The organism is Micromonospora maritima, from assembly GCF_902825405.1.
Classification (GTDB): Bacteria; Actinomycetota; Actinomycetes; order Mycobacteriales; family Micromonosporaceae; genus Micromonospora; species Micromonospora maritima.
In genome coordinates this window covers 1-21,260 of record NZ_CADEAU010000042.1, presented here as the reverse complement: position 1 = coordinate 21,260, position 21,260 = coordinate 1, and the positions used below count along the sequence as shown (strand labels likewise).

Here is a 21,260-nt window from a genome sequence, read left to right as displayed (position 1 = left end):
GACTCGGCGAGCTGACCGGCCACCGAGTCGCTGAAGGCCGCGACGTCGGCCGGTGTCGCGTCGCCGGCGGCCAGGGCCCGGGCGTACGTGCCGCCGGCGCGCTCGGCCAGTCGGGTGAGGAACTCCCCGCGCTGGTCCTCGATCCCGTCCGCGTCCTCGATCTCGACCAGCTCGTCGGCCAGCTCGCGACGCCGCCGCTCCAGCCCGGCGACCTGGGCGTCGGTGCTGCGGGCCTGCCGCCAGGCGCGGACGTCGACGCCGAGCACGGTGGCCGCGCCCCGCCCGCCGACCCGGATCGAGTCGCGGCTCAGACCGAGGGGGAGCGGCGCGACGCGTACCCGGTGTTCACCGGCGGCCAGCCGGACGGTGCCGCGACGGGTGACCCGGGCGCGGTCCGGGTAGACGGTGACGCCGACGACGGGGGCATCGATCTCCGTGGTGTCCACGGCCGCGAGGGTAGTTCAGGGGCGCTCGGGTTGATCCGGCGCTGGCCGGGTAGCTGAGGCGGTATGCGAGTACCGACCCTGGTCAAGACCGCGGCGGCCGTCACCGCGACCGCCGCGGCGGGTGCCGCCGTGACCTCCACCAGCACCTCATCGCACCGGTACCGGAGCCTGCGCAAGCCGTCCTGGCAGCCGCCGTCGGCCGCGTTCCCCGCGGTGTGGACCCCGCTGTACGCGCTGATCGCGGTGGCCGGGGCCCGCGCCCTGGAGCGCAGCCACGGTGCCGATCGGGCCGCCTTCGCCCGCGGCTACGCGCTCAACCTGGCGCTCAACGCCGGCTGGTCCGCCCTGTTCTTCGGCGCCCGCAGGCCCACCGCCGCGCTGGCCGAGATCGCCGTGCTCAACGCGTCCAACCTGGCGCTGCTGCGCCGGGCGGCGCGCACCGACCGCCCGGCCGGCGCCGCACTGGCTCCGTACGTCGCGTGGACCCTGTTCGCGACCGCCCTGAACGGCGCCATCGTCGCCCTCAACCGCGGCCGCTGATCCGGTGGGTGCGGCGGCGCCCGTCGAATTTTGCACTCGCAGTGCACTTGTCTCCGGTCCCGCGGCTGCCTAGCGTCGGACCATGGCCGAGTCCTGGACGTTCGCCGTGGCCCGTGACGACCGCGCCCGTACCACGCTCGTCGACGGCCCGGTGCCGGCCCTCGCCGACGGGCAGGCGTTGCTGCGGGTGGACCGCGTCGGGCTGACCGCCAACAACGTCACCTACGCGGTGCTCGGCGAGTCGATGCGGTACTGGGAGTTCTTCCCACCCGAGCCGCGCGGGCTGGACCGGCGGTGGGGCCTCCCGCCACTGTGGGGTTTCGCCGAGGTGGCCGCGTCCGCCGTGGCCGGCGTCGAGCCGGGCACGCGTGTCTACGGCTACCTTCCGCCCGCCGGCCACCTGGTGGTGCGTCCGGACCGGGTGGACGGTTCCGGCTTCCGGGACGCCAGTCCGCACCGGGCCGACCTGCCCTCGCCGTACAACGCCTACCGGTCGACCGTCGGCGACCCCGCCTACCGGGCGGAGCAGGAGGACCTGCTGATCCTGTTCCGGCCGCTGTTCTTCACCTCGTTCATGCTCGCCGACCAGGTCGTCGACAACGACTGGTACGGGGCACGGTCGCTGGTGCTGTCGTCGGCGTCGAGCAAGACCGCGTACGCCGCCGCGTTCGAGCTGCACGGCCGTGGCCGCCGCCTGGTCGGGCTCACCTCGCCCGGCAACCTCGGGTTCACCCGGTCGCTGGGCTGCTACGACGAGGTCCTCCCCTACGACGAGGTCACGTCGCTCGACGCCGTCCCGACCGTCTACCTCGACCTGTCCGGGGCGCCCGCGCACCGCGCCGCCCTGCGCGCCCACCTGGGCGACCGGCTCGTCCGGGACATCGCCGTCGGCCTGACCCGGCAGACGCCGAACGCCGACGTCGCCGACGAGGTCTTCTTCGCGCCGGTGCAGATGCGCAAGCGTGGCCGGGACTGGGGCCGCGACGGCCTCGACCACCGGTTCGCCGACGCCTGGCAGCGGTTCTCGCGGGCGGTGGGCGGGTGGCTCGACGTGCGGGTCGGCCGCGGCCCCGAGGCGCTGCGGCACGCGTGGCTCGACGTCCTCGCCGGCCGTACGCCGCCCCGGGTGGGGCACGTCGTCCAGTTCTGACCCGCCCACCGTCGGCGGTCCGGTCACCGACGCAGTGACGGCTTTGCATATTGGCAGCGGGCCGCGCCTCCGCTACCGTCTTGGGAACGCTCCCATGAAGACAGACACATCTATGTGATCAGGAGGAAACACGTCGTGGCTATCCTCTCCCCCCGGCGTCGCCGGTCCGCGGCCGTCGGCGTGGCGGCCGTCGCGGTCACCGCCGCCGCCGGTGTCGCCTTCGCCGTCGGCGGCGCATCCGCCGGCACGGTGTCCGGAACGCTCTACCGCGACCCGAGTTCGGCGGTCGTCCGCTGGGTCGCGGCCAACCCCGGCGACTCGCGGGCCGCCGTCATCCGCGACAAGATCGAAAGCCAGCCCCAGGCCCGCTGGTTCGCCAACTTCAACCCGTCGACCGTGCAGTCCGAGGTCTCCGGGTTCGTCGGCGCCGCCAACGCGGCGCAGCAGATCCCGGTGCTCTCGGTCTACGAGATCACCAACCGGGACTGCGGCGGAGCCAGCGCCGGCGGGGCGCCGGACCTCAACCAGTACCAGACCTGGGTGTCCAACTTCGCCCGTGGGCTCGGCAACCAGACCGTAATGATCATTCTGGAGACCGACTCGCTCGCCCTCCAGACCTGCCTGAGCAGCGGCGAGATCAACGCCCGCAACCAGGCGCTCACCACGGCCACCCAGACCATCAAGTCGGCCAACCCCAACGCCAAGGTGTACCTCGACGGCGGGCACTCCACCTGGAACAGCGCGGGGGAGACGGCCAACCGGCTCCGCGCCGCCGGCGTGCAGTACGCCGACGGCTTCTTCACCAACGTGTCGAACTTCAACTCCACCTCCGGCGAGGCCGCCTTCGGCCGGGCGGTCATCTCCGCCCTCAACGGCATGGGCATCTCCGGCAAGCGCCAGGTCATCGACACCAGCCGCAACGGGGGAGCCGCCGGGGACTGGTGCGCCGACGACAACACCGACCGGCGCATCGGGCAGTATCCGACGACGAACACCGGTGACGCCAACATCGACGCGTACCTGTGGGTGAAGCCGCCGGGGGAGGCGGACGGCTGCCGCTACGCCGCCGGATCGTTCCAGCCCGACCTGGCCTACAGCCTGGCCAACGGCGCGCCCAACCCGCCCACCACCGCGCCGCCGACGACCACCCCGCCGACCACGACCCCGCCGACCACGACGCCGCCGACGACCACCCCGCCGACCACGGCTCCCCCCACCACGACTCCGCCGACGGGCAACGGCTGCTCCGCGTCGGTGTCGGTCAACCAGTGGGCCGGCGGCTTCACCACGAGCGTGAACGTCACCGCCGGCTCCGCGGCCATCAACGGCTGGACCGTGACCCTCACGCTGCCCGGCGGCACCGCGATCACCGGTGCCTGGAACGCGCAGGCCAGCGGCACCAGTGGGACCGTCCGATTCACCAACGTGAGCTACAACGGGCGCGTCGGCGCCGGACAGTCGACCAACTTCGGCTTCCAGGGCACCGGCACCGGCCCCGGCGCGGCGGCCAGCTGCACGGCCAGCTGACCCGGCCCCCGGCCCGGCGTGGAGGTCGACCTCCACGCCGGGCCCGGGTCTTCCCGTCAGTAGCGGCCGAGGCTGTCCAGCGGGGACAGCACGATGCGCGGCTGGGCCGCCGGGTCGAGCCAGCGCAACACACCGACCAGGTCGGCGTGGGACAGGCTGACGCAGCCGGCGGTGGGACCGGACGGCGTCCGGCTGAACTCGTGCAGGAAGATGCCGCTGCCGGCGTTCGGCACCGGCTTGGGCACGGTCGGGGGCATGTTGTAGGTGATCACCGCGAAGTGCGTGTAGGCCGGCTTCTCCTGCCACAGCGCCTCGCTCAGGCCACCCGGACTGGTCGCCGTGTGCTGGAAGGTGTTGTAACCGGCGGAGTTCGGGTTCTCGTTCCACCAGTCGTTCGTGACGACCCGGTGGTAGGGGAATCGGACGCCCGGGTCCGCGGCGATGCCGTAGACGGTCGGACCGAACGCGTAGACGCCGGTCGGCGTGGTCGGCACCCCCTCGACGTGGTGGTCGCTGAAGAACTGGGAGCCGATCCGCGCGGACAGCGCCGCGGAGACCGGGACCCAGCGGCCATCGGTCTTCGTGAACGTCTCCAGCGTGGCGTAGCTCGTGCTCCAGCTCGCCGCCGTCACGATCACGACCTGACGGGTGGCCGCCGGCAGCGTGGTGAGACCGCCGGCCTTGTTGGCCGGCGTCCAGGTGCGCGGCCGGGGGCGGGGCGGGTCGGTGCCGACACCGGCCGCCGCCGTCGCCGGTGTCGCGCCGGAGGCCACGACGGGTGCGGCGACGCCGGCTGCCGCGCCGATGAGCAGGGATCTCCGTCGCATGGGCACATCCTCCCACCGGGCGCGCCGCTCCGGTGCCCCTCGCGCCGCCGGACGGGCCCGGCCGTCCCACCGCCTTCGGAGGGCAGACGTTTCACCGCCGCACCGTGGGTAAGCAGCCGGCCCTACCCGTCGAGCGGACGCACCCGGCTCCGCCGGAACCAGAGGAGCGGATGTCGTGTCAGATCAGGAACCCACCCTCGTCCTCGTCCACGGCGCGTTCGCCGAGTCGGCGAGCTGGAACGGCGTGATCGAACGGCTCGGTACCGACCGGTCCGTCGTGGCCGCCGCCAACCCGCTGCGCGGCGTGGCCGGGGATGCCGCGTACGTGCGGGACGTGGTGCGCGGGATCGGTGGCCCGGTGGTGCTCGTCGGTCACTCGTACGGCGGCATGGTGATCACGGAGGCGGCGGCGGGTGAGTCGGCGGTACGCGCCCTGGTCTACGTCAACGCGTTCTGCCCGGACACGGGCGAGTCGGCGCTGACGCTGTCCGGTCGGTTCCCCGGCAGTACGCTCGCCGACACCCTGGTCTCCTACCCGGTGGCGACGGGCGGCAAGGAGGTGGCGATCCGGCAGGACGCCTTCCACGCGCAGTTCGCCGCGGACGTGTCCGACGACCTCGCGGCCCTGATGGCCCGGACCCAGCGGCCGGTGACCGAGCAGGCGCTCGGCGACGGACTGACGGCGGGCGCCCCACCGTGGCGGTCGCTGCCCACCTGGTTCGTCTTCGGGGACGCCGACCGGAACATCCCGGTCGCGGCACACCGCTTCATGGCCGAGCGGGCCGGCGCCCGCGGCGTCCGGGAGGTCGCCGGCGCCTCCCACGCGATGGCGGTGTCTCAGCCCGACGAGGTCGCCCGGTCCGTCGTCGAGGCGGTGCGAGGCGTCGGATCCGGGTCGTCCTGAGGCGTCGCCGGGCCCCTCCCGGCGTCCCCGGATCGCTAGACTGGGCCCGCACGCCCCTCCGCCGGGTGGGCGCAGTGGACCAACCCTCCTCGTCGACGCTTCCCCACGGCAGCGCGGGTCGGAGCAGACCAGGCCCGGCGCCACCCAGCGACGTCGAGGGGACCCATGGAGCCAGCGACCATCCGGCACGCCGGAGCCGGACGTGCCGACGCGGGCGGCCCGCCCGCGGCGCTGCGACTGTCCGGCCTGCACAAAACGTTCGGCACGAACACGGCCGTCGACCACGTCGACCTCGTCGTGCCGCGGGGCTCGTTCTTCGGGCTGGTCGGCCCGAACGGCGCCGGCAAGACCACCTCGTTGTCCATGGCGGTCGGGCTGCTACGCCCGGACGAGGGCACCGCGCAGGTGTTCGGGGTCGACGTGTGGTCCGACCCGGTCGAGGCGAAGGCGCTGCTGGGCGTGCTGCCCGACGGGCTGTCCATGCCGGAGCGGCTGACCGGCCGCGAGCTGCTGACGTACCTCGGGCAGCTGCGCGGCATCGAGGCCGGCGTGCTGGCCGGTCGGGTCCAGGACCTGCTCGACGTGATGGAGCTCGGCGCGGCCGAGCGCACCCTGGTGGTCGACTACTCGACCGGCATGCGCAAGAAGATCGGGCTGGCGACCGCGCTGCTGCACGGGCCCCGACTGCTGGTGCTGGACGAGCCGTTCGAGGCGGTCGACCCGGTGTCCGCGGCGGCCCTCAAGGCGATCCTGAACGGGTTCGTGGCCGGTGGCGGCTCGGTGGTGCTCTCCAGCCACGTCATGCCGCTGGTCGAGCAGCTGTGCGACACCGTGGCCGTGATGGCCGGGGGGCGGGTCGTGGCGGCCGGCCCACTCGCCGAGGTACGCGGCGACGGCACGCTTGAGCAGACGTTCGTCCGGCTGGTCGGGGGCGACGCGCACGCGCGTAGAGGGCTGTCGTGGCTGGTGTCCTGATCCGGATGAAGCTGACGGTCGTCAAGAACTCGATGACCGGCGGCCGGGCCGCGTGGATGCTCGTCGGCGCGCTCCTCGGCCTGCTGTTCGCGGCCGCCACCATCTGGCTCTCCCTGGTCGAGCTGCCCAACCGCGAGGTGCTCGGCGACCTTCTCGCGGGCGTCTTCGGCATGTGGACGCTCGGCTGGCTCGTCGGCCCGCTGTGGGGTGGCTCGGCGGTGCTGCGCGCCGACCACTTCATGCTGCTGCCGATGCCGCGCCGCCGGCTCGCGCTGGGGTTGCTCGGCGCGGCCTTCGTCGGGATCACCACGGCGGTCACCGCGTTGGGCTTCGCCGGCCTGATCACGTACGGGGCGCGGCAGGGGCTCGCCCCGGGGCTGCTGGCGGTGCCGGTCGCGGCGCTGCAACTGGTCTTCGTGGTGCTGCTGTCCCGGGTGGCCTACGCGCTGTTCGGCGTGGTCGCGGCGTCCCGGGCGGGCGCGGCGGTCACCGGCGTGCTGTTCGCGGCGATGCTGGTGCTCACCCAGTCCGGCTGGATGATCGTCGTGGCCGTCATGTACTCCGACATCCTCGAGACCGGGTTCTCCCACCCGACCACCGTCGCGCTGCGGGCGGTCCCGTCGAGTTGGGGAGTGGTGGCGGTGGACGCCGCGGGCCGGGGGGACTGGCCGCTCGCGATCGCCGCGCCGGCCGGACTGGCCGCGCTCTGCGTCCTCCTGCTGCTCGTCTGGTCGGTCGAGCTGGGCACTCCGCGCCGGGCCCGGGCCACCATCCGGGGCAGCGCCGGCCGAGCCCCGGTGAGCGGCGGCCCGCTCGGCGGCACGACCGGCGCAGTCGTCCGCAAGGAGCTGCGCACCTGGTGGCGCGATCCGCTGCGGACCACCACCGCGGTGGTGCCGATCGTCTGGGCGCTGGGCACCGCGCTGCTGCCGCTGACCTTCGACGCCCGTCTCCTGCTGCCCTGGGCCGGCCCGGCGCTCGCGCTCTTCGCGATCACCTCGGCCTGCAACCTCTACAGCCAGGACGGCACCGCGCTCTGGCAGACCCTGACGATCGGCGCCGAGCGGGCCGACGTGCGGGGCCGGCAGTGGGCATACCTGATCGTCTTCGCGCCGCCGGCCGTCGCCCTGAGCGTCGCCTTCACCTGGTGGAGCGGTGCCGCCTGGGCCTGGCCGTGGGTGGCCGCCGCGGTGCCCGCCCTGCTCGGCGGCGGCGCCGGCCTGATCGCCCACTCGTCGGTGTTCGGCCTGGTCCCCGGACCCGACGCCCACAAGCGGCCGAGCAACCCGCTGGAGCGCGCCGACACCACCGGCCGGTCCAACGTGCTGTTCTGGGTCGGGCTGGTGCCGCCGGCGCCGGCGCTCGCCGTGGTCTACCTCGGCACGCGCTGGGACGAGCGGTGGCTGAGCTGGGCCGGCCTGCCGGTCGGCGTGCTGACCGGCGTCGTCGTCGCCTGGGTGCTGGGCGGCCTGGCGATCCGGAAGCTCACCGAGGACGGGCCCGACCTGCTGCACGCCATGCGCACCGGTCGGCCCACCGTGTCCCGCGCCGCGGGCGGCGCCGGCGTGGCCAGGAAGGGCGGCACGGTCGAGGGACTGAGCTGGGGCCTCGGCTCGATCCTGCTGATCCCCCAGGGGATCGTCCCGCTGGTCTTCATCCTGTCCGACATCGACGTCAGGTCCTGGTTCCTGGCGATGTACGTGCGGCCCCTTCTCGGCGTTCCGATCGCCGTGGCCAGCATGCTGGCCGGCATCGCGCTCTACGCCCGGGCCGTGATGACCCGGGTCGACGACCGGACCGGGCGGGCCGGTGCCCCCGCACCGGCCGGGGAGCGCGAGCTGGAGTCGGTCTGACCGCCGGCCCGGGGCCGGTCACCGTGCTACCCGGCGGCCCTGTCACCGTCGCGCACGGTCCGCCCGCGCTCTCGGACGGCCAGCATGAGCAGGTCGGGGAGCCAGGGCTGATCGGTGAGCAGAAGGACAGCGGCCTCGGCGACCGGCACCGCCCGGACCTCGACGATCTGTTCCGCGTCCGCCGGCATCGTCGGGGCCTGGACGATCGCGGCGTCGGCGGCACACCACAGCCAGGCCTTCTCGGGATGCGGCTGGTGCGGCCGGTACGGCAGCGGTCGGTCGGTGACACAGTGGTGCGCGCCCACCACGGTGAGCGGGCCGGTGAGCACCGCGCCCGCCTCCTCCAGCAGCTCCCGCCGGGCGCAGTCCTCGACGCTCTCACCGGGTTCGCGCGTGCCCCCGGGCAGGAACCACACGTCGCGGTCGTCACGACACAGGATGACCTCCTCGCCGCTGAACCCCACCAGGTGCACGTTGGTGACCAGCTCGTCCGGGGGCACGTCGGTGCTGAACTGGGCGTCGAGCCCACCCCACTCCCACCGCTGCGGTGCGAACAGCCGGGGGTACGCGGCGGCGAGGCCGGATTCGGTGGGCACGGCGGGATCTCCTTCTGGCGGGTGGTCAGCGACTCGGAGCGTCGGGTCGCCGGGGACGCCCGGGGTACGACGCGCCGGCGGGGGCCCGCGGGGGAGCGCCACCGCCGGGCGTCCGTTGGGCGGGCGGCCGGGACACCGCGCCGCCGACCGCCGGCGTGATGCCCCGCAGCCACGGCTGACCCTCCTCGACCCGACGGTGCGAGGCGTCGACCTCGCCACGCGGCGGGCCCGCGCCGTCCGGGGCCCGCTGCGTCGCGTTCCGGAACTGCTCGATGAAGTCCTTCTTGTCGTCGAGCGACGTCACCTGGTCGAACGTCGTCCAGAACCGGGTTCTGGTGGCCTCGGGAAGCCGTGCCTCGTGCATGAGATCGTCCAGGCGGCGAATGAGGCGATGGTCGTCCCGGTGGACGAAACTGTCCAGGATCCGGTTCAGCCGCGGATCCACGTCGGCACTGCGTTCGAGCCAGGACCGCACCTGCGTGGTGAACTGCTCGCGCACCTTCGCGGTGTCGAGCGGGGCGCCGTCGCGTACGTCGACCGCGCTGTCGTGGACCGCGAGCAACGCCGCCACCTTGCTGGCCTCGCGCACGGCGGGATCGCGGTAGGGCTCGGCGATCAGCACGGGATTGCATCCCCATGTCCGGTCCGGGGTGTCGATCAACCGGGTCTGGTCCGGCGCGTCGTCCCGGATCCTCTTCGGACTGCTCAACGGGCCCTGCAACGCGTTCTCGATGACCCGGATCGCCGGAATGCTGCCGAAGGTCAGAGCCGGATCTGCCGGCAGCGTCTTCAGGCCCCCGCCGAGGGCGCCCTCGCGGTGCAGGGCATAGCCCTTCTTGCTGCCGGGATGCGGGTCGCCCTCGATGCCGTAGTAGAACATGTAACGGCCGGTGAACTCGCTCTTCGGATAGATCGCGGCGCACAGTTCCTGGATGGTGCCCTTCAGGCAACTGTCGACGAAGGTGATGCGGCTGCCCTCCCGGCCCACCGGGATCCCGTTGCCCCGCAGGTAGCGGGTGAGCCGCTGGTAGGCGCCGTCGATGTCCCGGTCGTCGACCGACCCGGAGATCTCCCGGTACGGCTGGAGCTGGGGGTACTCGGCCCCGCTGTTGCGCTCCTTGTCCTGCACGGCGGCCTCGGCGAGCGCCCGGGAGAGCACCACGTTGTGACAGTGCGCGTCGAAGAAGTCGGGGTCCATCGCGCGGACGGCGACGCCGAGGCTGAACCCGTCCCGTCCGACGAAGACGATCCGCTCGTTCGGGTCGGCCTCGACGGAGGCCCGCAGGTCGTCCAGCATCTCGGCCGCGATGGAGGTGACGTAGGGCCCGTGGTGCTCACGGAAGACGCCGTACGCCTCCGCGACCGCCGCGCGGTCGCTCGCCGACTCCAGCCCGTACGCCTCGTAGATCGCCTCGAGCCCGGAGAACTCCTCGGTGGCCGACACCCCTGTCACGCCTCCCGGTCCGGCCGCGACGGCTCGATGACCCGGCTGAGCCAGCGGACCAGCGGGTCATGGTCCTCGATCGCGCCCCACCACAGGGACACCCCGTCGTGGCCACGCCGGAAGCGGCCCTCGGCGTCGACAGCCGTGCCGGCCCGCTCCACGTCGACGAAGGGCAGCATCACGGCGGCGCTCAGGACGACGGAGCCGTCGAGCACGGCGGCCGTGGCCGACCGGTCGACCGTCTCGTCCAGCGCCTCGACGAGCGCCATGGCCTGGCGGTGGCTGTGGTCGGCCGCCGGCCCGTCGCCCTCCGGCCCGCCGACCAGGTCGAGCGCGGCGATCCGCCCCTCCCGCACCGCGTCCAGCACGGTCCGGGCCGCGTCCGGGCTCACCAGTCGTCCGCCGGTCACCGACTGGGTGACCCGCAACCGGCCGGCGAGGTCGGGAGCGTGCGGGATCAGCTGCGCCAGGTGGAGGGGCTCGCCGAGGCCGGCCCAGCGGATCGGCTGCCCGTCGCCGCCGCAGGCGGACCGGACGGCCGCCGGCACCTCGGCGGGCCGGAACACGACACCGACCTCGGGGCGGCCCACGCGGTCCAGCAGGCGGCGTGCGGCCGATGCGGCCGGCTCGTCGCCCACGATGACCAGAGCGAGCCGCGGTACGCCGCGCCCGGCGGCCGCCACCGCGAGGACGGTGCCCGGGCCCCAGGCCGATCCGGCGTCGACGACGAGCGGGGCGTCGCGCAGGTTCTCCGGCCAGTCGCCACCGCGTTCGAGCTGCCGGCTGCTCTCCGCCAGTGCGGTGTCGGGGAACAGTTCGCCGACCGCGCGCAGAGCGTCGTAGTCCTGCCGCGCCTGGTCGACGGCCTTGCCCTCGTGCGTCGGACTCTCCGATGTCATCGTCTGCCCCTCGATGGCTGTGGTGACGTCGGCGGACGGACCGCCGCCGTCGGCTGGTACGGCTGCTGCTGGTGTCGGCGCGCGGCGGGCCGCGGCAGGTAGGCGACGGCGGCCGACCGTCGCTCCTGCAGTTCCGCCACGGACCTGCCGACCCGGGTCACCCGTTCGCGCAGGGCGTCCGGGCCGTCGCGTAGCAACTGATCGTAGGGGACCCGTTCGGCCTGCCCGTCGTGACCGAAGGCGACGGTCAGGTCGCTGGACGTGTCGCGACGGTCGGCGCGGACGGAGACCTGCACCAGCGGGCCGGACGGGCCGAGCTGGATCGAGCGGTGGGTGCGTTGGATGTCCGGGCTGATGCCGAGGTCGGCCACCGCGGAGTCGACGAGCAGTTGGATCCGCGGGCCGGCGTCGCGGTCGGGTGTCTCCGCGAGGACGAGACGGTACGAGTCCTTGGCGTGCGTCACGTCGCCGCGCTCGGGCTGCGCGGCGCGCAGCGCGGCCCGGTCGGCCCAGACCGTCGCCGCCGTGCCGTCGTCCCGGAGGAACCGGCGGAAGGACTGGCGGACGAACTCGTCGGTGGGACGCAGCCCTCGCGACCCGTCGGCGTACTCGGCCGTGACCGCGCTCGCGCAGCGGTCCCACAGCGAGACGGTCAGGTCCCTCCGGTCGAGACCGCCGGCCTGGTCGGGCAGGGCGTTGCAGGTACGCGCGAACCAGTCGGCCCGCTCCCGCGCCACCGGGTCCGCCGACAGGTGCGGGGTGCGCCGCAGCAGCTCCGCACCGGTGAGGACGCCGGGGCCGCTGGTGCTCCGGGCCCACGAGCGCACCTGGTCGAGGTGGTCGGGAAGCAACCCGACCGCCGGGTCCACCGGCACGAGCAGCGTGGGGATCCCGGTGTCGAGGACACGCGCCTCGGCCCACCGCCGGTCGGCGTCGGTGAGGAAGTCGTCCAGCCAGGCGAAGGGCTTGCTGTCGGCCTCGGCCAGCACGCTCGCGGCCTTCCAGTTGACGCCGAACGGCACCGGGCCGGCCAGGGCCCGGTCGATGACCAGGACGGGCAGCGGACCGGTCAGGCCGACGGCGGGGGCGACATAGGCGTTCGCGGCATGGTTCCAGGTCGTCGCCCACCGCAGGTCGACGAGTCCCTCCCGGTCGAGGTCGTTCAGCATCCGCCCGTGCTCGCGGCTGAGCTGCACCCGGTAGCCGTGCAGGTGGTGCTCGGTGAAGCCCCGGTCGGCGTGGTCGTCGGTGGGGTTGAGGACACCGTCGATGTCGAGCAGCAGCCACGGCTTCCCGGGCCCGCTCACCGGCCGCGTCCCGGCGGCCGGAGGCCCTCCTGCCAGGCCTGCGGCCGCCGGGGCGGCGCGACCGCGGGGCGGGCCTGCTGGTGCGCGGCCTGCAACGCGGCCGTCGCGGCGGCGGTGCCGCGCGTGGGCGGCGCGAGGGTCTGGATGTGCTCCGCCACCCCCTCGGCGGCGTGCCGCCAGGTGTGGTTCCGCCCGAGGTGCTCGCGCAGCTCGGCGGCCCGACGCCGGGTCTCCGGCAGATCCTTCAGGACCGCCTCGGCGTGGTCGGCCCACACCGTGGGCAGCGTCGCCTCCGAGTGTCCCTTGGTGTTCACCACCGACGCCGCGCCCAGGGCCGGCGGCACCCGGTTGGCGTCGCCGAGGAACATCCCGACCCCGGTGTGGTTCCCGACCAGGACCGGCACGCCGTACCCGGCGGCCTCCAGCGGGGCCAGGCCGAAGTCCTCGTGCCGGGCCGCGTGGATCACCAGGTCCGCACCCCGGAGTTCGGCGGCCATGACGCCCGGGTCGGAGGTGTAGCCCCGCACCCGGACCGGGAAACCGGCGATGTCGGACAGCACGCGTTCCTGTTCCGCGACGTCGGACTTGTGCGCACCCAGCATCGTCAGTCGTACGTCCAGGCCACGCCTGTGCAGTTCGCCCACCGCGGCGGCGGCGATGTCGGCTCCCTTGAGGCGGTCGTCCGTGCGCGTGAACACCAGCAGGTTCAGTCGGGTCTGCTCGGGGTCGTAGCGCGGAGGCGTCTCCAGGACCACGCCGGGCGTCATCTCCACCACCGGCGGCGGCTTCTCGCACATCCGGGCCAGGCGACGGCCCTCGGCGGTCAGCAGCGGGCCCACGCCGACCACCAGGTCGGCCCGGGACACCAGGGCGCGCTCGGTCTCGGTGTGCTGGTTCGACTCCAGCGGCTCACCCCGGCCGCGGTCCATCTCGTCCGCCGTCACGTGGACGAAGTGCACCACCTTCGCGTGCGGATAGAAGTTGTCGCGCAGGTAGGAGGCGGCTCCACCGGAGAACCGGCCGTGGCCCATGATGACGTCGACGTCCGCCGGGAGCCCGTCCGCCCGCAGCAGTTGCGCCCGGGTGTCGGACACCCCCGGGACCGGGTCGAGCACCTGGATGTCGACCAGGGGATGCGACGGCGACGGAACACTCACCCGGGTGGTCACCCGGTGCCCCAGCTCGGCGAGCGCCACCGAGATCTCGCGGTTGACGGCGATCGGGCCGCCGCCGATCCACTTGTCGCACAGCGTGAGCACGTTCATCGGCCGGCTCTGCGCCTCCGCCCGGGCCGGCGGCAAGGGCACTGTCATCTCTGCTGCCTTCTTCTGGTGTCTCTGCGGATACCTGGTCGGCGGTCAGGGCGCCGGAACCGTCCGGCGCGGGTCGGGGCGCCGGAACCGCCCGGCGCGCGGCCACGCCGGGCCGACGACGGTCAGCCCCGCATGCCCGTCGCCGCGTAGAGCCGGCCGACGAGATCGTCGGTGACGTCGGCCAGTTCCGCGGCGTCCGGGCTCACCGCGCCGGTGGTGACACCGTGGCGGAGCCGGGCCGACAACTCCCGGAGCAGGGCCGCGGCCACGAGCGCCTCGGTGCTGGCGATCTCGACCGACCGCGGCGCCCCGGCGTCACCCTCGCCCGCCAGCGTGCTCCGGGACGTGGCGGCCTGGTCGGCGAAGGTGACGTCCTGCCGTACCGGTTCCTCCCGCTCGTCCCACGCGTAACGGTGGGTGCTGAGCATGCATCCCCAGGAATCCGACACCTTCGTCACGTCTGTTACCTCCATGTGCACGTCCTGACGGCAGCGGGCGCGTCACGGACCGGTGGGTCACGGGGCACCGCGGTGCGCGGCGGGCGGGCAAGGGAGGACCGTGGCACGGCGGCGCCGCTGACGACTCCGGCAGCCCGGACGTCCACGCACGGCGAACTCATGCAGTGCCCTCCCCCGAACGCACGACTGCATCGGCACGCCCGAGCGACGGGCAGACGCCGATGCCGCTCACGATGCGTACCGGGAGCAGCATAGATCGCGCTGTCCACTCAGAACAGACCGGTCGATCCGCCGCGACGCGCGCCGGTCGCCCGCCCGATCGATGCCCGTTGCTACGCTACGGGGCCGGACGATCGCGGAACGGGGGATCCAGTGGTGCGAGCGCGGCTCCAGGCGGTGGCGGTCATCGTCGCGCTCGTGGCGACGAGCGCCGGATGCGGCGACGACGACCCGCCTCCGCCGGCCTCCACCGGCGCGCCGGCACCCGCGACCACCCCGTCGACGCCGGCGTTCGACCCGCCGACCCGGTTCCGGCCCACCGGAATCGCACTGGGACAGGCCCGCCCCGGCGACGTCCTCCTGCGCGGGACCACCGCCTTCGTGGCCGGCGACGCCGGGACCACGGTGCTGGACGCGGGCACCGGACGCCGGCTGTCCGTGCTCACGCCGAAGCAGACGCCGATCACCCGCGATCCGGCCGCCGCCGGGCACCGGCCGGTGCTGATCGACCCCTCCGGACGGCCCACGGTGGTGGTGCCGTACGCGGTGGAGATCCCCGCCTCCGGCACCGTCGCGTCCCGCCAGGCCGTCGAGCTGCTCGTGATCGACGCGACCGACGGTCGGCTGACGACGACCGTGACCGTGGACGCCAAACCGGCCGAGGGCGACTTCAGCCTGGTCGCCGCCGACCCCGTACGCGTGGTCGGCGGCCGCGGCACTGCGGTGGTGCTGGGCATCGGCAAGCAGGTGACCGTGGTCGTCGACGTCAGCACCGGCAACACGCTGTGGCGCGACGACGAGTTCACCGCCTCGGCGCTCCTGGGGGACACCGTCGTCGGCCTCACCGCTCCGGACACCCGGTACCGCCGCTCCGTCACCGGGCTCGCGCTGCTCGACGGCGCCGAACGCTGGTCGGCGCTCTCGGTCGCCGACGCCGAACTCGCCGCGGCCGGTCCGTCGTTCGTCGTCGCGGTGGGCCGGCAGAACGACGGCAGGCGCTTCTACGCGCTCGTCAAGAAGGACGGCACCCTGGCCAACCGCACCACCGGCGAGTACCGGGTGGGACTGCGCTGCTCCTACGACGAGGCGGCGGTCACGGTCTGCGCGCTCGGCAACTCGGAGCCGCTGTTCGCCCTGGACTCCACCAGCGGAGACGACCTGTGGCAGCTGCCCGCCACCGGTCGACGCGCCCCGCGGATGACCGCGGCGTGGCACGGCGCGGTCTACGGCACGGTGAACGGGGCCGCGGTCGTCCTGGACGCGCGTACCGGCCTGGACAGGTCGGTGTCACCCGGGGTGGCGCCGGTGGCCGTCACCGCGTACGGCGGCCTCGCCGCGGACCCGTCGGACGGCGACACGGTGGTGTTCCACCCGGCCGCCGGCTGACCGGTACGGCCGGTCGGGCCGGCGCTCAGCCCTCGGGCAGTTGACGGAGGACCTCTCGCGGGGCGGCCATCGTCGGCAACGTGGCGGGCTCGGTGTGCCGCCCGGGTTCACACTTGGCGAACGGCCCGTACTCGGTGGTCATGGCCATCAGGTGCGGGTCGAGGTGGTGCAGCCACCAGGTGCTCATCGTGTCGTCGAGCCGAGCCTTCTCCCACTCGCGCCACATCGCGTAGAAGCGTGAGATCGCCTCCGGGTGCGCCCACCACCGCTCGCACCAGTGGATCCCGCTCTTGGGACCGCTCAGGACGCGGCGCTCGACGACCTCGGCCAGGTACAGGCGCATGAACTCGTCGAGGTTGCGGAACGCCGGCTCCGGCACCTCGTCGACGGGCTGCTGCCCGGTGGCGGTGGCCGCATGGGGATCCGGCGGCGTGTCGCCCGCCGGCATGGCCCCGGACAGCTGCTCCAGCAGGGCGGACAGTTCGGCGACGGCCCGCTCCGAACCGCTCCGGTCGGTGGGCGTGGTCATCGCGGCTCCTGCACCGAGCTGTCGAACGACTGCAACTGGGGTGTGTCGGCCTGGAGACTCCAGTCGGTCCGGCGGTCCGGATCCCAACGGGCGATGGAGGCCCGGACGGCCTCGGCGTACGGGCCGGTCTGCCAGGGCGCGGTGCGGGCCAGCACCGGTGGCGCACCGGAGCTGTACACCACCATCCGGCCCCGGGGCAGCGCGTGCAGCTCCGCGACGTCGAGCACCCGCTGGCGGCGGGTCTGCCGCGACACCGACCGCTGGCCGAAGCCGGACCCGCTGCTCGACGTGGACCGGGTCATGACGTCGTGCTCACCGATGAGGCGGGACAGCTCCTCCAGGAACTCGGGGTCCGCGACACCGCCGCCGTACGTGCGCACGTTCGCCGCCGACCACAGCTTGCGCATCCCCTCGCGGCCCCACACGTCGACGCCCTGGGCGTACGACTGCAACACCGTGATGATCGGCAGGCCGTGCGAGCCGTAGTAGGAGTAGAGGGCCGGAAGTTGACGGATGCGGCAGATGTTCGCCGCCTCGTCCAGCACCGACATCAGCGGCGGATCGAGGCGCCGGCCCGGCGAGGAGCGGGCGCGCAGCTCGCCGGCCCGCAGCACCGCGTCGGTCAGCGCGGCGATCAATGGCGCCGGTGATCCCGGACCACCCTGGCTGAGCAGGTAGACGGTGTCGCACGTGGCGACGAACTCCTCGGGGCGGAACTGCCGGACCATCGGCGAGGACGGCGGGCTGACCCATGCGGTGACGCTCGGCTCCGTGAGGCACATGAGCATCTTCTGCGCGCCGGCGTAGACGCCGCCGCGGGTCTGTTCCGGCATGTTGATCACACCGACGATCGAGTCGGCCGGCAGCTGGAAGCCCGCACCGGTCAGGATGTCGGCCGGTGACTCGTCGCGTGGGTTCACCGCCCAGCGGTACACGTCGAGGACGGACCGTCCGCCGACCGCGGCCGCCAGCAGCAGGTTGGCCACCAGTTCCTCGGAGCTGGGGTCGAAGAACGCGTCGCGCTGCATGCCGGGTTCGCGTTCGGCCGAGGCGAAGTGCTCGGCCAGCCGGCGCGCGTCGGTGATGGTGGTGATCCCACCGAGCGGGTTCCACCAGAGCTGCTGCGGCTGACCCCAGACCTGCTGCGGGTCGAACACCCAGATCTCGCCCCGGGCCGCGCGCAGTTCCCGGGTGGCGTCGATGATGTCGCCCTTGACGCTCGTGACGAGCGTCGGTCCGGGGTTGGACACGGTGGCCGGGATCGCGCGGGCGGTGGTCTTCCCGGTCCGGGGCCCCCAGATGTCGACCGCCATGTCCTCCCAGGACTGACGCAGCTCCATGCCGCCGACGACGGTGTGTCCGATCAGGACGCCGGCGTCGTCGGGGGCGACGGTCCCGGCGTCGGCCAGACTGGCCCGCAGCCGCCTGGCCGACGCGGTGACCCCGTCCGGGCTCAGGTGTGTCAGGTCGCCACGGCGGGCCATGTGCCGCGCGGCCTCGTCGACCCGGCTGCCCCGGAGACGGCGACCCCGGACCAGCAGCAGGACACCGGCGCCCAGGGCCGCCACCACCAGCACCTCGGCGACCGCCACCAGCGTGCACGCGACGGTCCAGGTGATCCGGCCGGAGGCCAACCCGGCGACGGCGCTGAACAGCCCCTCGCCGTCGTAGCCGGGCGGCCCGGTCAGCCGCAACGGCAACCACACCGCCCCGGCCACCGCCAGCACCGCCCCGGCCAGGCCACCCGCGACCAGACCGGAGGAGTCGCTGCTTCCGCCCGGTCCGACCGCCCGGCTCATGTGCGCCGCCAACGGAAGTCGGTGTTGCCCAACTGCTTCTCGATCTCGGTAGGCTCCAGGTGCACCGGGATGCCCGGACGGGTCCCGACCTTGATGAGGAAGTTTCCCCGGCCGATCAGGACCTCCTCCTCGTCCGGTCCGGTCGTCCACGACGGCGGCGCGGACCACGACAGCACCTCGGCGCGTTCGGCCTGCGCCAGGGGCCGCACCCGGGCGACAGCGTCGAGTTCCTGCTCGGAGCAGGCGCCGATCATGAGCACCGCGCACCGGTCGGCGAAGCCGCGGGCCTTGGCGCGGTCCTCCTCGTTCGGCAGCGCCTGCAGGTCGCCCAGGGAGTGGGTGATGAACGCGGTGCCGGTGCCCTTGGACCGGTTCAGGCGGGTCAGCGCGTCGATGCGGTCGACCATGCCGTGCCCGACCCGCAACGCGCGCCACATCTCGTCCAGCACCAGGAAGAAGCGTCGCGGCGGGGCCAGGCCCAGATCGGACATCCGGTGCGCCGCCTCGACCTGACCGAAGCCGGCGGCCCACGTGGTGACGAGGGTGGCGGCGGTCAGCATCTGGTTGGTCTCGCTGATCCCGGAGATGTCCACGCAGAGCGCGGTGGTGTCCAGGTCGATCGAGGCGGTGGTGTGACCCTCGACCGTCGAGCCGAGCGGGCCGTGGATCAGGGCTCGCAGCGTACGCCGCAGGTTCTCCGTCTCCAGGCGGTAACGGTCCAGGTCGTGGTCGTCGTGCCACAGCGTCACCCACCGCACCTGCATGGGCGCCTCCTCGATCACCCGCAGCACGTCCGACAGCAGCGGCTGGGTGGCGCTCTCCCGTTCGGTCAGGAAGCGCAGCGCGGCTGCCAGTACGGTGATCTCGTCCGACGCGAGCGGAGAGCCCCGGGTCAGGGTCGCCAGGACCAGGGCGGCGTTCAGCCGACGGTCGACGATCTCCGCGTGCAGCTGTTCGATCTCCTTGGGGTCGCGTACGTGTGCCAGCACCTGCTGCCACGGACCGATGTCGAGCGGGTTGATCCGGTGCAGCCCGGGCCCCACCCGCAACACCCGACCGCCGAGCGCGGCGACCAGTTCGGCGTAGTCCGGCTTCAGGTCGCCCAGGATCAGCGGGGTCACCCCCTGGGCGACCAGGCTCAGCAGCATCCGTCGCACGCTCGTGGACTTGCCCATGGCCGGTTCCGCCTGGATCCACACCGACGGATTGTTGATCAGCTTCGCGCGTTCGTACCAGGAGATCGGGTCGAAGCACACCGTCGCGTTGGTGTAGCGGTGCCGGCCCAGCGGCGCGCCGATCGTCGGGGTGGACGAGCCGGTGCCGAACGGCCACAGGCCGCACACCTGCACGGTGGTGCCCCGGTACTCGGTGGGCGACTCGACCCACGACATGTAGCCACCGCCGGGGCCGGTGTAACCCAGCCTGCTGGGACGTCGGATCGGGACGACGGAGCGGGGCATCGGGATCCGCCTCCTAGAACGGCACGGTGGCGTGCACGGGCAGCACCACCCCGGTCGGCAGGGTGGCGGCGAAGGTCGCCGCCTGGGCGCCGTACATCGGGCGCAGCATGAGCCGCGCCTCCGCGGCGCGAGAGTCGATGATGCGGGTCGCCTCGTCGAGGTGCTCGACCGAGGAGACGGTGGCGGTGACCAGCACCGTGAAACGCACGACGCCGGCCCCGGAGGCCTCCTCCTGCGCGGCCTGCTCGGCCGCGCTGAGGTCGGCCAGGTCGCGGGCGGTGGCCTGGGCCTTCTTCGTGGCGTTGAACCGGGCGTCGCGCTTGTCCGACTCGACCAGCTTGGCCGACTCGGCCGGCGTGTACGGCCGGTAGATCAGGGACACCCGCTTGCGCAGCAGCTGCGGGTCGGGATCCGTCAGCCGGGCGAACGTGTTGGCGAAGGTGACACCGCGCGGGGCCTCCACCATGCCCCAGGTCCGCGAGACGCCGGAGTCGTGCCGGTAGTAGTCCCAGCTCTCCCGTGCCGAGACCGGGCCCGCGTTCTCCCAGGTGAGATCCAGGTCGGGGGTACGCGACAGCTCGGTGCCCACGCCGGGGTCGTACGCGGCGCGCACGGCCCGGACCAGCGAGCGCGGCATCATCGGGCGCACCCCGCCGGCGCCGGCGGCCGAGAGCCCGGAGTGCAGGTTCGGCAGCCGGGCGGCCACCTCCCGGCACATGTCCTCGTGCGAGAGCTGCCGCCGGTTCGGCGGCAGCGTGTAGGTGAGCGAGACCCGGGTCTCCACCGTCGCCGATCCGGCCGGGTAGCTGCGTACCACCTCCTGGAGGACGCGGCGGGCCAGCTCCGGGGCCTGCGGCGACATCGTGTCGTCCACCTCGGTGGCCAGCTGCGTGCCCGGGTCCGGAGTGCTCTCCACGGTGACCGCGGCCTGCACCAGGCCCGGCTCGCGGCTGAGGTTGGACAGCCAGGCCGCCAGGTGCGCCACGCGGGCGTCGATGGCGCTCTGGTCGACCAGGTCCATGCCCTCCGGGTAGCAGCGCAGCGTGACGGTGTAGTGCCGCGACTGCGGGATGACCACCACGCCGATGCGCCCGGAGCGGCCCGTCTCGACCTCGTAGACCTGCGAGCGGGCCAGGATGCCCGGGAGCTGGTGCGTCTGCGTCACCTTCGAGGCCACGCCGGACAGGTAGAGGTGCTGCCGCCGGGAGCGCCCGCGCCACCAGGCGAACCGCGCCGCCATGACCTGCAATCCGGTGCGCCCGTTGACCCGGACGGCCAGCGGAACCAGGACGGCTGCGCCGCACAACGCGGTCAGCAGGGCGGCCAGGAGCGACACGGCGAGCATCAGCACGGTCAGCAGGGCCAGACCGAACATGATGAGCGTGCCGACGGTGCCCAGACCGAACAGTCCGGCGGACACCCCGCGGCGCCAGTTGCCGTACGCGCGTTGCTGCGGTGGGTTCGGCGGCGCGGCCGTCGTCGTCACTGCTCAGCTCCTGTCGGTCCGGTCGCGCCCGCGGCGGCGCCACCGATCTTCCGGACCGCCGCCGGTCCGGCCTTCGCGGCGGCCTGCCCGACCATGATGCCGGCGCCGATGGGCCCGGCCGCCGCGGCCATTCCGCCGGCCG

The 21,260-nt window shown here is 73.6% G+C and carries 19 protein-coding genes; 7 read left to right on the top strand and 12 right to left on the bottom strand.

The annotated features are described in order from the left end of the window. The coding region (locus HUW36_RS07365; protein WP_174527428.1) for a DUF4140 domain-containing protein at positions 1-446 on the bottom strand (446 nt) is incomplete at its 3' end. 63 nt (positions 447-509) lie between these two features. On the opposite strand from HUW36_RS07365, the gene HUW36_RS07360 reads away from it, so the two are divergent. From HUW36_RS07360 to HUW36_RS07350, 3 genes are all read left to right on the top strand, one after another. Further along, positions 510-986 carry a TspO/MBR family protein gene (locus HUW36_RS07360; protein WP_174527427.1) on the top strand — a complete coding sequence of 159 codons (477 nt, stop codon included), beginning with the start codon at positions 510-512 and terminating at the stop codon, positions 984-986. 82 nt (positions 987-1,068) lie between these two features. After that, on the top strand, positions 1,069-2,136 hold the full coding sequence (locus tag HUW36_RS07355) for a DUF2855 family protein (protein WP_174527426.1): 1,068 nt from the start codon (positions 1,069-1,071) through the stop codon (positions 2,134-2,136). 135 nt (positions 2,137-2,271) lie between these two features. Next, positions 2,272-3,663: a glycoside hydrolase family 6 protein gene (locus HUW36_RS07350; protein WP_174527425.1), complete on the top strand. Its 1,392-nt coding sequence runs from the start codon at positions 2,272-2,274 to the stop codon at positions 3,661-3,663. A 56-nt stretch (positions 3,664-3,719) separates the two neighbouring features. Here HUW36_RS07350 and HUW36_RS07345 read toward each other — a convergent pair whose 3' ends face one another. After that, entirely contained in the window at positions 3,720-4,490 is a 771-nt protein-coding gene (locus HUW36_RS07345; RefSeq protein WP_174527424.1) for a L,D-transpeptidase family protein, read from the bottom strand. A 175-nt stretch (positions 4,491-4,665) separates the two neighbouring features. Between HUW36_RS07345 and HUW36_RS07340 the strand changes: the two genes are divergently transcribed. From HUW36_RS07340 to HUW36_RS07330, 3 genes are all read left to right on the top strand, one after another. Continuing rightward, a complete protein-coding gene (locus tag HUW36_RS07340) occupies positions 4,666-5,394 on the top strand; it encodes an alpha/beta fold hydrolase (RefSeq protein ID WP_174527423.1) in 729 nt (242 codons plus the stop codon). A 165-nt stretch (positions 5,395-5,559) separates the two neighbouring features. Next, positions 5,560-6,369 carry an ABC transporter ATP-binding protein gene (locus HUW36_RS07335; RefSeq protein WP_246247947.1) on the top strand — a complete coding sequence of 270 codons (810 nt, stop codon included), beginning with the start codon at positions 5,560-5,562 and terminating at the stop codon, positions 6,367-6,369. Positions 6,370-6,374: 5 nt separating this feature from the next. Beyond that, positions 6,375-8,222, top strand: coding sequence for a hypothetical protein (locus tag HUW36_RS07330; protein ID WP_174527422.1), 1,848 nt, complete (start codon positions 6,375-6,377; stop codon positions 8,220-8,222). A 26-nt stretch (positions 8,223-8,248) separates the two neighbouring features. On the opposite strand, the gene HUW36_RS07325 is transcribed toward HUW36_RS07330, so the two are convergent. From HUW36_RS07325 to HUW36_RS07300, 6 genes are all read right to left on the bottom strand, one after another. Continuing rightward, positions 8,249-8,818, bottom strand: coding sequence for an NUDIX hydrolase (locus tag HUW36_RS07325; RefSeq protein ID WP_174527421.1), 570 nt, complete (start codon positions 8,816-8,818; stop codon positions 8,249-8,251). 25 nt (positions 8,819-8,843) lie between these two features. After that, on the bottom strand, positions 8,844-10,271 hold the full coding sequence (locus tag HUW36_RS07320) for an ABC transporter permease (protein ID WP_174527420.1): 1,428 nt from the start codon (positions 10,269-10,271) through the stop codon (positions 8,844-8,846). After that, a complete protein-coding gene (locus HUW36_RS07315) occupies positions 10,268-11,161 on the bottom strand; it encodes a hypothetical protein (protein ID WP_174527419.1) in 894 nt (297 codons plus the stop codon). Before HUW36_RS07315 ends, HUW36_RS07320 begins: the two co-directional genes overlap by 4 nt. Continuing rightward, positions 11,158-12,468, bottom strand: coding sequence for an HAD domain-containing protein (locus HUW36_RS07310; RefSeq protein WP_174527418.1), 1,311 nt, complete (start codon positions 12,466-12,468; stop codon positions 11,158-11,160). The genes HUW36_RS07315 and HUW36_RS07310 overlap by 4 nt, the downstream gene beginning before the upstream one ends. Then, positions 12,465-13,781: a glycosyltransferase family 4 protein gene (locus tag HUW36_RS07305; RefSeq protein WP_174527417.1), complete on the bottom strand. Its 1,317-nt coding sequence runs from the start codon at positions 13,779-13,781 to the stop codon at positions 12,465-12,467. Before HUW36_RS07305 ends, HUW36_RS07310 begins: the two co-directional genes overlap by 4 nt. Positions 13,782-13,903: 122 nt before the next feature. Continuing rightward, positions 13,904-14,239 carry a hypothetical protein gene (locus HUW36_RS07300; RefSeq protein ID WP_174527416.1) on the bottom strand — a complete coding sequence of 112 codons (336 nt, stop codon included), beginning with the start codon at positions 14,237-14,239 and terminating at the stop codon, positions 13,904-13,906. 375 nt (positions 14,240-14,614) lie between these two features. Here HUW36_RS07300 and HUW36_RS07295 point away from each other — a divergent pair, with 375 nt between their 5' ends. Next, positions 14,615-15,844, top strand: a complete 1,230-nt coding sequence (locus tag HUW36_RS07295; RefSeq protein ID WP_174527415.1) for an outer membrane protein assembly factor BamB family protein — start codon at positions 14,615-14,617, stop codon at positions 15,842-15,844. A gap of 25 nt (positions 15,845-15,869) precedes the next feature. On the opposite strand, the gene HUW36_RS07290 is transcribed toward HUW36_RS07295, so the two are convergent. The 4 genes from HUW36_RS07290 to HUW36_RS07275 all read right to left on the bottom strand — a co-directional run bounded on the left by HUW36_RS07290 (position 15,870) and on the right by HUW36_RS07275 (position 21,118). Beyond that, on the bottom strand, positions 15,870-16,373 hold the full coding sequence (locus tag HUW36_RS07290; protein WP_174527414.1) for a DUF4913 domain-containing protein: 504 nt from the start codon (positions 16,371-16,373) through the stop codon (positions 15,870-15,872). Next, positions 16,370-18,172: a type IV secretory system conjugative DNA transfer family protein gene (locus HUW36_RS07285; RefSeq protein ID WP_174527413.1), complete on the bottom strand. Its 1,803-nt coding sequence runs from the start codon at positions 18,170-18,172 to the stop codon at positions 16,370-16,372. Before HUW36_RS07285 ends, HUW36_RS07290 begins: the two co-directional genes overlap by 4 nt. Further along, positions 18,169-19,563 carry an ATP/GTP-binding protein gene (locus HUW36_RS07280; RefSeq protein ID WP_246247945.1) on the bottom strand — a complete coding sequence of 465 codons (1,395 nt, stop codon included), beginning with the start codon at positions 19,561-19,563 and terminating at the stop codon, positions 18,169-18,171. The genes HUW36_RS07285 and HUW36_RS07280 overlap by 4 nt, the downstream gene beginning before the upstream one ends. 82 nt (positions 19,564-19,645) lie before the next feature. Then, a complete protein-coding gene (locus HUW36_RS07275) occupies positions 19,646-21,118 on the bottom strand; it encodes an SCO6880 family protein (RefSeq protein WP_174527411.1) in 1,473 nt (490 codons plus the stop codon). Positions 21,119-21,260 lie beyond the last annotated feature (142 nt).

Excerpts from the sequence above, each read along its gene's own strand:
- HUW36_RS07280 (WP_246247945.1), bottom strand. The coding sequence starts at position 19,563 with ATGTCGTGGGTCGAGTCGCCCACCGAGTACCGGGGCACCACCGTGCAG.
- HUW36_RS07360 (WP_174527427.1), top strand. The coding sequence starts at position 510 with ATGCGAGTACCGACCCTGGTCAAGACCGCGGCGGCCGTCACCGCGACC.
- HUW36_RS07345 (WP_174527424.1), bottom strand. The coding sequence starts at position 4,490 with ATGCGACGGAGATCCCTGCTCATCGGCGCGGCAGCCGGCGTCGCCGCA.
- HUW36_RS07335 (WP_246247947.1), top strand. The coding sequence starts at position 5,560 with ATGGAGCCAGCGACCATCCGGCACGCCGGAGCCGGACGTGCCGACGCG.
- HUW36_RS07290 (WP_174527414.1), bottom strand. The coding sequence starts at position 16,373 with ATGACCACGCCCACCGACCGGAGCGGTTCGGAGCGGGCCGTCGCCGAA.
- HUW36_RS07330 (WP_174527422.1), top strand. The coding sequence starts at position 6,375 with ATGAAGCTGACGGTCGTCAAGAACTCGATGACCGGCGGCCGGGCCGCG.
- HUW36_RS07315 (WP_174527419.1), bottom strand. The coding sequence starts at position 11,161 with ATGACATCGGAGAGTCCGACGCACGAGGGCAAGGCCGTCGACCAGGCG.
- HUW36_RS07355 (WP_174527426.1), top strand. The coding sequence starts at position 1,069 with ATGGCCGAGTCCTGGACGTTCGCCGTGGCCCGTGACGACCGCGCCCGT.
- HUW36_RS07285 (WP_174527413.1), bottom strand. The coding sequence starts at position 18,172 with ATGAGCCGGGCGGTCGGACCGGGCGGAAGCAGCGACTCCTCCGGTCTG.
- HUW36_RS07305 (WP_174527417.1), bottom strand. The coding sequence starts at position 13,781 with ATGACAGTGCCCTTGCCGCCGGCCCGGGCGGAGGCGCAGAGCCGGCCG.